Genomic DNA, 12748 nt, shown 5'->3' with positions numbered 1-12748 from the left:
AATTTTTATGCGTAGTCCATAATTTTTCCGGCAATCTGGAGCAGCGAAATCTCCGCCAGCTTTGTTTGGTATTTCACCGAAATCAAACGTTCTTCTGCATCGAGCAGGCTTTTTTGTACTTCGCGCAGTTCCAGACCCGACAAAGCACCCAGCCTGTAGCGTTCCAGTGCAATCTCCAGATTCTCGCGGGCAACATTCAGGTTTTCTTCTTCCAGTTGTACCAGCCGTAAATTATTTTCGTAAGCATAATACACGGTAAGTAAGTCGGCCTTAATTTCCTGTTCAACCTGCTGGAAACGGTACTGCTGGTTTTCTACTTCAATTAGCGCATTACTTTTTTCACGGCGTCGGTTAAACCCGTCAAAAATATTCATGCCCAGTGTAAGCCCGTAATTCAGCGTATTGGTTTGCTGGCTGCTTAATGCCAGTTCTCCATAGTCGCTAATATTTCCGGTGCCGTATCCGCGGTAACCGTAATTATAGTTCGACGAGAGGTTGAGATACGGATAGGCCCGAGAGGCAATAATTTTATAATCGAGTTCGGAAATAACGTGATTTTTTTTAGCGATTTGCAGACTGGTGTTCAAATCGAGGGTCGAATTTAAAAGTTCGGCATAAACCAGTTCTGAATTAAACACTATTGAAGTGTCGGCTAACTTTATTTTTTCTTCCAGATTTTCGAGCGACATGAGTTTTTTTAGCCGTACTTCCGATTCCAGAATAGATTCATTCTGGCGTGCAAGCCGCGAGCTGTCTTCATTTAAATAGACGATCGACTGCAGCAGTTCCAGTTTTGAAGATGCTCCCAACAAATATCGGTCTTCGTCGATGCGTGCGCGTTCGCGCGAAAGTGAAACGGCGTATTCCATGTTGTTTTGGTAGTTTAGTTGCTGAATGTAGTAATAGTATTCAGCTACAATTTGTGCAACCAGGTTTTCCATGGACATTTGGGTGTTCAGCGCCCCTTTTTGTTTGAGTTCGTTTAGCTTTTGCCAGGTGGTCTGAACATTGAATCCGTTAAACAGTGTCATGTTCAGCTCCAGTGCAGCTGAACCGGTTGTGTTGTAAACTCCCCGCGAATTATTCTCCGATCCGTCATTCATTTTCTGGGTGGTTGACGTTAAGTTCCCACCCAACCGGTTTGTAGTAGTTACCGTTGGTAGAAATCCGGCATTGCCACGGGTGTGGTTGTTTTCAGCAACCTCCTGCTGATTGCGGGCTACTTTAACCGAAAAATTTTGTTCGAGTCCGGTTGCAACGCAGCGGGTAAGATCGTAAACCTCCTGTGCCCGGCCATTTCCGATTGAAAAAATAAGCAGAAACGCCAGTGTAATATTTTTTAAATTGAACGGATTATTTCGCTTTATCAAGGGTGTTGTCATTTTCATCTTTATTTTTTGATTCGCTTGAAATTAACAGGTAAATTCCCGGAACAACGTACAATGTAAGGAAAGTGGCGATGAGAAGACCGCCAACTACAGCAGTACCCATTGCTACCCGGCTTTGAGCTCCTTCGCCCAGTCCCATTGCCAGCGGCAGAATACCGAGAATGGTCGAAAGGCTTGTCATTAAAATCGGGCGGAAGCGTGCTCCCGAAGCAAATTTTATGGCTTCAAGCTTGTTCATCCCTGCATTTTTTCGTTGGTTGGCGAATTCTACTATTAAAATTCCATTTTTCGATACCAACCCAATGAGCATGATAATTCCGATTTGGCTGAAAATATTCATGGTAATGTTAAAGTACCACATGAAAATAAGAGCTCCTGTAAGTGCCAGCGGAACGGTCATCATTACGATAATCGGGTCTTTAAAACTTTCGAACTGTGCAGAAAGAACCAGAAAAATAAGTACGATGGCCAGCACAAATGCAAACATCAGGCTGGATGAACTTTCTCTGAAATCCTTTGAGTCGCCGGCAAGTGCTGTGCGGAATGAGTCGTCAAGTACTTTTGCCGCAATTCTGTCCATCTCTTCAATCCCTTCGCTAATGGCTCTTCCGTCGGCTAAGTTTGAAGAAATGGTGGCCGACACAAACCGGTTGTAGCGGTAAAGTTCCGGCGGGGCAGTTGTTTCTTTCAGGTTTACAAAGTTGTCCAGTTGAATCATCTCGCCACTGTTGTTACGCACGTAAAGAGATTTCAGATCGAGCGGCTTGTTGCGCTCCTGGCGTGGCAATTCTCCCAGAATTTCGTATTGTTTTCCGTTCATTATAAAATAGCCAAAACGCTGGCCGCTGAGCGCCAACTGCAACGTTTGCCCAATGTTTTGGGTAGAAACGCCCAACAGGTTGGCTTTGTCTCTGTTTATTTCAATCTGAAGTTCGGGTTTGGTGAATTTCAGGTTGACATCCGGCTGAACAAAAACCGGACTGTTGTTTACTTCTGCCATAAATTCGGGCAGTATTTCACGCAGGCGTTCAATTGTTGGTGCCTGCAACACATATTGGATGGGTTGGCGTGCGCGCCTTCCACCAAATGTCGATTGTTGAATTACACTGGCTCTGGCTTTGGTCATTTTCCGCAGTTCGCGAGAAACGTCAGCGGCAATCTCCTGCTGCGAGCGTTCCCGTTCAGAAGGATCAACCAGAACAACTCTTACAAACGCCCAGCTTCCCCTTACCATTGTAGTTACTTTTTCGGCCTCGGGAACCATTTCTTCCACCAGCTCGCCAACTTTTTCAACATAATCGTAGTTGAACTCGTAAGTAGCGCCTTCTGGAGGAGTAACGTTTATGTTGAACTGCGACCGGTCTTCCATCGGAGCCATTTCTGCCGGGATAATTTTCCAAAGGCTGAAAATTAAAAATCCTGCGCCGATAAGAATAAATACAGAAATGTATTTTCGGGTTAAAAAAGACTCCAGCGAATTTTTGTAAACGTTGTTGAGTCGTTCAAAAAACTTTTCGGACCAGTTGTAAAAACGGTTATGTTTTTTTCGTGATTTTAACAGTTTGGTGGAAAGCATCGGGGTAAATGTAAGTGCCACAAACGACGAAATAGCCACTGCCCCGGCAATTACAATACTAAATTCGCGAAATAATCTTCCGGTCATCCCTTCAAGAAAAACAATGGGGAAGAATACCGCTACCAGTGTAATTGTGGTGGCAATAATGGCAAAAAATATTTCGTTGGCTCCTTCGTGCCCCGCTTGTAACGGAGTCATGCCCCGTTCAATTTTCACATAAATATTTTCCATCATAACAATTGCATCGTCTACCACAAGCCCGATGGAAAGTACAATTGCCAATAACGTAAGTACATTAATGGTAAATCCGGCAATGTACATTATAAAAAACGACCCCACCAGCGAAACCGGAATTACAAGAATAGGAATAATGGTGGTGCGCCAGTCGCGTAAAAAGAAAAAGATAATAACCACCACCAGGAAAAAAGCCACGTAAATGGTGGTTTTTACTTCATCAATGGATGACCTGATGTATTGAGTATTGTCAAATCCGATTTCTATTTCCACGTCGTCGGGAAGGTCTTTTTTTATGAATTCGAGCCGGTCGTAAACAGCGTCAACAATATCGATGTGGTTGGCGCCGGGTTGCGGAACAATTACTGTGGCAACCATGGGAACGTTATTCATTTTCATGATTCCCCGCAAATCTTCGGGGCCGAGTTCTGCACGACCCACATCGCGCACCCTGATTAACTGGTTGCCCTCCTGTTTCAGAATGAGGCTGTTGAATTCCTCTGGCGTGGTCATTAATCCCAAAGTGCGAATGGTTAATTCGGTGGTGTTTCCTTCGATGCTGCCTGCCGGAAGTTCAACATTTTCGCGCTGAATAGCATTGCGAACATCGAGCGGAGTCATTTGGTAACCGGCCAGTTTTGCCGGGTCGAGCCAAATGCGCATGGCGTATCTTTTTTCTCCCCAAATGCCAACCGAACTTACTCCCGAAATTGTCTGAAGTTGTTCTTTGAATGTCAGTTCAGCAATTTCCGAAAGCTCGAGCAGCGACCGTTTCGGACTTTTAACTGCTACCATTAAAATAGGGCTGGCATCGGCATCTGCCTTTGTTACTGTTGGCGGGTCGCAATCGCGAGGAAGGTAGCGCTGTGCCTGAGAAACTTTATCGCGCACATCGTTGGCTGCTGTTTCCAGATCAACCGACAACTCAAATTCCACGGTAATTCTACTTCTGCCCTGGCTACTGCTACTGGTAAGTGTACGAATTCCAGGAATTCCGTTGATGGACTGCTCCAGCGGTTCTGTAATTTGCGATTCAATTACATCTGAATTGGCACCGGGGTACGATGTGCTAACCGAAATAATTGGCGGGTCTACACTAGGAAATTCCCTGACACCGAGAAATGTCATTCCTATTCCTCCGAAAAGCAATATTACCAGGGAAAATACCGTAGCCAGTACCGGCCTTTTTATGCTGACTGATGAAAGACTCATGTTATTTGTTTACAGTTTGTTGTTGGTTGGTAACAAGTGTGTCGAGTTTTACCGGCAAGCCTTCTCGTAACTGAAGAATGGCCGTTGTTAACAAGGTATCGCCAAAATTCAGCCCGGTGCGGATTTGAATGTGCGATTCGGTGCGCAGCCCGGTAGTTACTTTTACCTCTTTTGCCTTGCCTTTTTCATAAATGAAAACTTTTTCTCCCGACATTTCTGCAATCAGTGCTTCGGTAGGTATCGAAACCGTGTTTTCAATTTCTGAAAGCCGGGCACGCACACTGGCAAAACGACCTGGTTTTAACTCTTCGCCGCTGTTCGGATAAAGCGCGCGCACTACAATTGTGCGGGTATTAATATCTACTTTTGGGTCGATTGCATAAACTTTAGCATTGAAAGGTTCAGCAAAACCATCAACTACAAAGGAAATAGGAAACCCGGGAGCTACTTCGCCGGCGTATCTTTCCGGGATGGAAAATTCAATTTTTAAGGGACGCGTTTTGACCAGCCGTACAATTTTGGTCTGGGTTGTGGCGTAGGCACCTTCCGAAATCATTCGTAATCCCACAACTCCGTCGAACGGAGCGCGCATTTCTGTTTCGGCAATCCGCGCCTGAATAAGCATAATATCGGCTTCGATGGATTGCAGTTCTGTGGCCACCTGGTCGTAACTTTCGCGGCTGATGGCATCGCGGTCGAGTAACTGCCGCTGCCTGAATTCGCGTTCTTCAACAAGTTTTTTTTGCGCCTGCAGTTTCAGCAGTTGCGCCTGCAAGGGTTTGTCGTTTATTTTTGCAAGGAGTTCGCCTTTTTTTACACCTCGGCCTTCGTCAAAATAAATACCTACTACTTTGCCCGATGTTTCAAAGGCAAGGTCGACCTCTTCATCAGGAAGCAGCGAACCTGTACTGTAAATTAGTTCACTCATTTTTGACGGCACCAAAACATATCCGCTGGCAAAAAGCGGTTGTCCGGCTCCCATTCCCCGCGGATTGCGCTGGAGGGCGGGTTCTTCGTTTGATTTAAACAGCGGTTCCAGCTTGGGGTAAAAAACAATTCCTGCCAGTACCAGTATTAATACAATGGTAATTGAGAGTCTGAAAATATTTTTTTTGGCCACGTTCTAGTTTATTAAGTGAATTTTTAACTGGTTTATTTCTATTTCGAGCTTATTTGACTAAGCAAGGTGAAAAAGGTTAAATTTAATAACCAACAAATTTAAAAAAATGTTTGAGCCAACTATTGTGCGGGTTGGATTACTTCTGCAGCCATTTCTTTTAAAATGTGCCCTGCGGTTTCTACATTAGAAACGTTTGCATAAGTTAATGTGAGCTTATTGTTTTTTTCCCGCATTCGGCCTTTTGTTGTTCCGTGCTGCACAAACTGCACTATTTTTAAAAATAATTCAGACTGATAAAATGAAGATTGCTGGTCGGAAACAAAGTGACAAATCATTTTGCCTTCTTTCAGGATGATTTTTTCCATTCCCAAATCGAGGGCTCTCCAGCGCAGTTTTACCACTTCCAGTAGTTCGCGGGTTTCCTGAGGCAGTTTTCCGAACCTGTCTTGCAGCCCAAGGCTGAATTGTTCCAGTTGTTCGCGGTTGTCAATGTTATCCAGTTCGCGGTACAACAACATTCTTTCCGAGTTACCGGGCACATAATCCTGCGGGAAAAGCAACTCCATGTCGGTGTCGATTTGGCAATCGTGCACCGGTTTGATATTTAAAAATGCCCGGGTTTGTTCTTTGCCCAAATCTTTGAAAACACCGTTAAACTCTTCCTGTTTCAGCTCCTGAACCGCTTCGTTAAGAATGCGGTGGTAGGTTTCAAAACCGATATCAGCAATAAAACCGCTTTGTTCGGCGCCCAGCAGGTTTCCGGCTCCACGAATATCAAGGTCCTGCATAGCAATGTTGAATCCGCTTCCGAGGTCTGAAAACTCTTCGATAGCTTTTAGCCGGCGCCGGGCTTCCGGACTTACGGTTGCCAGGGGCGGAGTAATAAGGTAACAAAATGCCTTTTTGTTGGAACGCCCCACGCGTCCGCGCAACTGGTGAAGGTCGCTTAACCCGTAATTTTCGGCATGGTTTATTATAATGGTATTGGCATTTGGAATATCCAGCCCTGACTCGATGATGGTTGTTGCCACCAAAACATCGTAATCGCCGTTAATAAAATCGAGCATTACTTTTTCCAGCTTGGGGCCTTCCATTTGGCCGTGCCCCACCACTGTAGAAATTTCCGGCACAATTCTTTTTATGGCGGCTTCTACTTCGTAAATATTTTGTACCCGGTTGTGAATGAAAAAAACCTGCCCGTTGCGGGATACTTCGTACAATATTGCTTCGCGGATGATTTGCTCGTTAAAACCATGCACTTCGGTAATAATGGGGTAGCGGTTGGGAGGCGGTGTTTGAATGATGGATAAGTCGCGTGCGCCCATCAGCGAAAATTGCAATGTTCGCGGAATAGGCGTGGCAGTTAATGTTAATGTGTCTACATTTACTTTCAACCTTTTTAGTTTCTCTTTTACCGATACTCCGAATTTTTGTTCTTCGTCGATAATGAGCAACCCCAAATCTTTAAACTTTACATCTTTGCTTACTAACCGGTGGGTCCCGATTAAAATATCCACCTTTCCGGCAGCTGCGTCGGCTAAAGTTTGTTTTATTTCTGCCGAAGTTTTAAAACGACTAATGTATTCTATGCGTACCGGGAAATCAGCAAGCCGTTCGGAAAATGTTTTGTAATGTTGTAATGCCAGAATGGTAGTTGGCACCAGAACCGCCACTTGTTTGCTGTCGGTTACTGCTTTAAAAGCAGCCCGGATTGCTATTTCTGTTTTCCCGAAGCCTACGTCGCCGCATACCAGCCTGTCCATCGGAATGTGTTTTTCCATGTCTTCTTTGACGGCACCGGTTGCTTTTTCCTGGTCGGGAGTGTCTTCGTAAATAAACGACGCTTCCAGCTCGGTTTGTAAGTATGAGTCGGGCGAAAATGCGAACCCTTTTTCAGAAAGACGTTCAGCATATAATGCAATCAATTCTTTCGCAATATCTTTTACTTTGGCTTTGGTGCGGTTTTTCATTTTCTGCCATGCACCTGTGCCGAGCTTGTTCAGCGTGGGTTCCGAACCATCTTTCCCTTTATATTTTGAAATGCGGTGAAGCGAATGAATGTTTACCAGCAACGCATCGTTGTTTTTATACGTTAACCGGATTGCTTCCTGTATTTTCCCGTTTATTTCGGTACGAACCAGCCCGGCAAATTTTCCGATTCCGTGGTCGATATGCACAACGTAATCGCCGGGGTGGAGCATGCTCAGCTCTTTTAGCGAGATGGCTTCGCGCTGATCTTTTTTTGTTTTGAGTTTAAACCGGTGGTAACGTTCAAAAATCTGGTGGTCGGTGTAACAGCAAATTTTTAAATCGTGGTCAACAAATCCTTCGTGCAGCGTAAAATATACCGGGGTAAAATTTACGGTGGCTTTAATATCGCCGAAAATCGCCTGCAATCTTTCAATCTGCTTTTTATGGTTTGAAAGAATGAAAACCCGATATTCGTTGTTCTGGTGCTCTTCCAGGTTTTCAGCCAGCAGATCAAACTTTTTATTGAAAACCGGCTGCCGGGCAAATGAATACTCAAAAGTTGAATCCGGTTCAAAACAGAGGTTATTCCCCCAGTCGCAAACAGTTTTTGTTTGAAGTTGCTCTTTCAGCGTTTCGCCCGGAACAATCATTTCCATGAGGTTTTCCTCTTCGGCCTTTGCCAGGATTGCCTGCCGGTGGATATCGTTTACATGATGAAAACACTGGTTGAGGTCTTCCCCAATATAAATGGTGTTTTCGGGCAGAAACTCAAACAAAGGTACCCGATTCCCTTCCAGATTTTCATTTTGAATGTTGGGAACGATTGTTATTTTTTTGAATGTCTCTTTCGAAATCTGATTGTCGATGTTGAAACTGCGGATGGAATCTACTTCATCGCCAAAAAAATCGAGCCGGTACGGGTCTTCATTGGAATAGGAAAAAATATCCACAATGCTGCCGCGTACCGAAAATTGCCCGGGTTCGTAAACAAAATCCACCCGTTCGAAACCATATTCGTATAAAAATTCGTTGATGAATTCGATGGAGATTTTGTCGCCAACACTTACCTGCAACGTATTTTGATCGAGGTTGGCCTGCGAAATAACAGATTCGACCAGCGCCTCCGGATAAGTAACTACTATATTAATGGTATCGTGGTCGGATAATTTGTTCAACGTTTCTGTCCGCTGAACAATATTTTCCTGCTCCGGCTTTCCGTACTGAATGGATCGTTTGTACGATGAGGGAAAAAACAGAGTGAATTCCTCGAACCCAAGATTGTTTAGATCATCGAATAAATAAGCTGCTTCTTCCCTGTCGTTAATAAGTAGCAGCATGTTTTTGTTAAGCTTCCGGAAAAGGTTGGCGGCTAATATCGTTTTTGCAGAGCCAATAAGTCCGTGCAGGTGAATTTTTTCACCCGGGGGGGCAGAGAGTTTTTTTACCAGTTCGGAAAAATCTTTTTGCCCTTCGAAATATTTTAGAAATGTTACAGGTTCCAAACTTCCTGAAAATTTTCGCAAAAGTATAAATAATGTGTGGTTTGGTAATGCTTTTTCAGGGTAAACACCGTTCGTTAATTTTTGCGTTGTTTTTTATGTCTGTTGCAACAATAAATGTGAATGGTCTGTTTCAGTATTTTCGTAGATTTGTTTCCTTCAATTTAACACAGTATAATGGATAAAATCACAGCAAAAAGTGAGCTCCCAAGATTTGGAATTGCCCTGAGCGGAGGCGGTGCTCGCGGAATTGCCCATATTGGCGTTTTGGATGCTTTGGAAAATTTCGGAATAAAACCGCGTGTAATTTCGGGCACAAGCATGGGTGCCATTGTGGGTGTGTTTTATGCCGCCGGTTGTTCTCCAAAAGAAATACTGGCCATTTTAACGGAAAGCAAATTTCACAAAATGATTAACTGGCACATGCCATTTAGCGGACTGATTGATATTGGGCAGGTTCAGAAAGTGATGAAAGATATGATTGGAGAGGATGATTTTGCCGCTTTGAAAATGCCTTTTTATTGTGCTGTTACCAATCTGAACAGCGGGCAGGAAGAGATAAAATCAAAAGGAAAACTTTTCCAGTGGGTTATGGCGTCGGCATCTATTCCGGTTGTTTTTGAACCTCAGATTATCGACGGGCAAACTTATGTTGACGGAGGTTTGCTGAACAATCTTCCTGCCGAGGCAATTCGTGATAAATGCCAGCTGTTGATTGGAGTGCACGTAAATCATAATGGTCCCGAGGGAAAAGTGAAGGGAATGAAAGCTATTGCTGAGCGTGCGTTTCGTCTGGGAATTGCACAGAATGTGGAAGACAGTAAAAAGGTTTGTGATTTTGTAATTGAACCACCCGAAGCACGCGAGTTCAGTACTTTCAATTTTAATAAGGCTGAAGAAATTTACCGGGTTGGATACAACGCCACAGTAAGGCAAATAATGAAGCTGTTTAACGACATCGATCTGGAAAAGGTGATGGAGCTCAAGAAAGCCAGCGACGGGAAGCCCGGTATTTCAGAATTGGGAAAATAATGATTATGCTTTCCCCTGAAATTTCTTAAAATAGTTGTCAGGCCAGAAAACTGAGTCGCATCCCCGTCAGTCCGTCTTGCACCACGCCGTTTTTGTACACTTCCTGGCCGTTAACAAAAGTTGAAACCACCTGGTGCGAAAATTCCTGGCCTTCGAATGGCGACCAGCCACATTTATACAATATATTTTCTGGCGAAACCTGCCAGGATTTATTCGGATCGATAAGCACCAGATCAGCATAGTATCCTTCGCGAATGTACCCGCGGCGGTCGATACGAAACAGATCTGCCGGCGCATGACACATTTTCTGAATCACTTTTTCTATTGAGATTACACCTTTGTTTGTCATTTCGAGCATGGCAGTCAGAGAATGCTGAACCAACGGCCCGCCTGACGGCGCTTTAAAATAGGTGTTGTTTTTTTCTTCACGGGTGTGCGGCGCATGGTCGGTGGCAATCACGTCAATTTTATCGGAAAGCAAAGCATCCCACAAAGCTTCTTTGTCTTTTATCGTTTTTATGGAAGGGTTCCATTTTATATAATTGCCTTTTGTGATGTAGTCACGCTCGTCGAACCACAAATGGTGCACACAAACTTCGGCAGTAATGTTTTTGTTTTTTACCGTTCCGGGAGAAAATAAACTCATCTCTTTTGCAGAGGAGAGGTGCAGTACATGCAGGCGTGTGTCGAATTTGGAAGCTAGCTCCACTGCTTTTGACGAAGATATGTAGCAGGCTTCATCATTGCGAATATGTGCATGGCGCGAAACAGGCACATTTTCTCCATACCTGGCTTTTGCAATCGCAATGTTTTTCTGAATGGTAGCTTCGTCTTCACAATGGGTGGCTACTAAAGTGGGCGCATTCTGAAATATCTCAGACAGTGTTTTCTCGTCGTCAACCAACATGTTGCCGGTTGAAGAGCCCATAAAAACCTTAATGCCGCACACTTTTGTGGGATCGGTTTTAAGCACTTCGTCGAGGTTATTGTTGGTTGCGCCCATGTAAAACGAGTAGTTGGCCGGTGAAACTTCAGCCGCACGGTCGTATTTCTTTTGTAATTCTTCCTGGGTTACAGATTGTGGTTTGGTGTTTGGCATTTCCATGTACGAAGTAACGCCTCCTGCTACTGCGGCCCGACTTTCGGTGGCAATCTCGCCTTTGTAGGTAAGCCCCGGTTCTCTAAAATGCACCTGGTCGTCTATTGCTCCTGGAATTAGTAAAAGGCCGCTTGCATCAATGATTTCTACTCCTGTAAAATCAAAGTCTTTCGGAACAGCGTATGGAAATACTTTTTCTATTGTATTGTTGTCGATCAGAACACTCCCTTTAAACTTCAGTCCTTCGTTGACTATGGTTGCTTCTTTGATGAGTTTTTTCATCTGTATAAAATTTTTTGATTTCTGAATGTTCAATAAATTTGAAGACATTCAGGAACTCACATAAATTTACTCATTTCTTATTATGACTTTTGAATTGAGAAAATCCATGTTCGTTTCATAACTCTGATCTTATATATAGTATATATTTCGAAGTAAAATAGGAGTGCTGGCACAAATTGTCCGTTTTATCGTTTATAGTTTCTGGACCAGCTTCTGATTTTCATTTTCATAACGCCCCAAAGCGCTTCGTTGAAAATTCCTCCGCTCATTTTTGAGGTTCCTTCTTTACGGTCAGTAAAAACAATCGGAACTTCTACAATATTAAATCCGAATTTCCACGCCGTAAATTTCATTTCTATCTGAAACCCGTAACCAATAAGTTTAATCTTTTCGAAGTCGATAGTCTCAAGAACTTTTCTGCGGTAGCATTTAAACCCTGCCGTGGTGTCTTTTACATTCATTCCGGTGATAATGCGCACATACATTGATGCGAAGTACGACATCAGTACTCTTCCCAACGGCCAGTTGACTACGTTTATTCCCGAAATGTAGCGGGAGCCAATGGCAACATCTGCACCGTTCAGCGCAGCTTCGTGGAGACTGAGCAGATCGTCGGGGTTGTGCGAAAAGTCACAATCCATTTCAAATATAAATTCATAGTCACGCTCCAATGCCCATTTAAAACCGGCAATGTAAGCCGTTCCCAGGCCAAGTTTCCCTTTTCTTTCCAGTATATGCAGCTGGCCGGGAAATTCATCCTGCAATTTTTTTACGATGAGCGCCGTGCCGTCAGGCGAATTATCTTCTACTATTAATAAATGAAAAGGTGTTGGTAGCGAAAATACCTTTCGTATCATCTTCTCCACATTTTCCTTCTCATTGTATGTCGGAATAATTACAAGGTTTTTTGACACTTTCGAATATTTTATTTGTGAGAACGAAAATACACTTTTGTTTAACAAATCCTATCAATAAAAGGCTCTAAAATTTTGAGTGTTATCGATTATTCAAACAGGTATATATAATGAGGTAGGCAGAATTTGTCAAAATTGATTTAAACAATAGTGTGCATTTCGAAAATTTGCCGAAGCTCCTTCGTTATTGTATAGAAGATGAGTTAGAGACGGAAAAACTTGTGGACGTATATTAATGTGGGGGGAAAAGAGTATTCGGCATATTGTCTTCTTGTGATATAATAAACGGCGAATATGCTGTAATTGCTAATTGTAATCCCATTTTCGACGCTGTTCAAATAAGTGTGTCAAGTTAGAAGGATATAAATTTTTAGTTTGGCAAAATGAAAAGAGAATCAAGTTTTGATTTTGAAGAATTTGA

Annotated in this window: 7 protein-coding genes; 1 reads left to right on the top strand and 6 read right to left on the bottom strand. The window is 43.4% G+C overall.

All coding sequences use genetic code 11. The annotated features are described in order from the left end of the window. Positions 1-5: 5 nt before the first annotated feature. From BUB08_RS12820 to mfd, 4 genes are all read right to left on the bottom strand, one after another. Positions 6-1382, bottom strand: coding sequence for a TolC family protein (locus BUB08_RS12820; RefSeq protein ID WP_073002599.1), 1377 nt, complete (start codon positions 1380-1382; stop codon positions 6-8). Then, on the bottom strand, positions 1354-4410 hold the full coding sequence (locus BUB08_RS12815; protein WP_073002297.1) for an efflux RND transporter permease subunit: 3057 nt from the start codon (positions 4408-4410) through the stop codon (positions 1354-1356). The genes BUB08_RS12820 and BUB08_RS12815 overlap by 29 nt, the downstream gene beginning before the upstream one ends. Position 4411: 1 nt before the next feature. Then, positions 4412-5530, bottom strand: coding sequence for an efflux RND transporter periplasmic adaptor subunit (locus BUB08_RS12810; RefSeq protein ID WP_083570757.1), 1119 nt, complete (start codon positions 5528-5530; stop codon positions 4412-4414). A gap of 119 nt (positions 5531-5649) precedes the next feature. Further along, the gene (gene mfd / locus BUB08_RS12805) at positions 5650-9003 is read right to left on the bottom strand and encodes a transcription-repair coupling factor (protein WP_073002597.1); all 3354 of its coding nucleotides are present in this window, start codon (positions 9001-9003) and stop codon (positions 5650-5652) included. A 174-nt stretch (positions 9004-9177) separates the two neighbouring features. Between mfd and BUB08_RS12800 the strand changes: the two genes are divergently transcribed. Next, the gene (locus BUB08_RS12800; protein WP_073002296.1) at positions 9178-10032 is read left to right on the top strand and encodes a patatin-like phospholipase family protein; all 855 of its coding nucleotides are present in this window, start codon (positions 9178-9180) and stop codon (positions 10030-10032) included. Positions 10033-10069: 37 nt separating this feature from the next. Here BUB08_RS12800 and BUB08_RS12795 read toward each other — a convergent pair whose 3' ends face one another. Together BUB08_RS12795 and BUB08_RS12790 are read right to left on the bottom strand one after the other, a co-directional pair. Further along, positions 10070-11413 (bottom strand): dihydroorotase, encoded by a 1344-nt coding sequence (locus BUB08_RS12795; RefSeq protein ID WP_073002596.1) that lies wholly within the window; start codon positions 11411-11413, stop codon positions 10070-10072. A 185-nt stretch (positions 11414-11598) separates the two neighbouring features. Next, positions 11599-12327 carry a polyprenol monophosphomannose synthase gene (locus BUB08_RS12790; protein WP_073002595.1) on the bottom strand — a complete coding sequence of 243 codons (729 nt, stop codon included), beginning with the start codon at positions 12325-12327 and terminating at the stop codon, positions 11599-11601. Positions 12328-12748 lie beyond the last annotated feature (421 nt).

It is taken from the genome of Mariniphaga anaerophila, from assembly GCF_900129025.1.
Lineage (GTDB): Bacteria > Bacteroidota > Bacteroidia > Bacteroidales > Prolixibacteraceae > Mariniphaga > Mariniphaga anaerophila.
The sequence above is the reverse complement of the archived record's forward strand: the minus strand, read 5'-3'. Positions and strand labels throughout refer to the sequence as shown.

Excerpts from the sequence above, each read along its gene's own strand:
- BUB08_RS12815 (WP_073002297.1), bottom strand. The coding sequence starts at position 4,410 with ATGAGTCTTTCATCAGTCAGCATAAAAAGGCCGGTACTGGCTACGGTA.
- BUB08_RS12795 (WP_073002596.1), bottom strand. The coding sequence starts at position 11,413 with ATGAAAAAACTCATCAAAGAAGCAACCATAGTCAACGAAGGACTGAAG.
- BUB08_RS12820 (WP_073002599.1), bottom strand. The coding sequence starts at position 1,382 with ATGACAACACCCTTGATAAAGCGAAATAATCCGTTCAATTTAAAAAAT.
- BUB08_RS12800 (WP_073002296.1), top strand. The coding sequence starts at position 9,178 with ATGGATAAAATCACAGCAAAAAGTGAGCTCCCAAGATTTGGAATTGCC.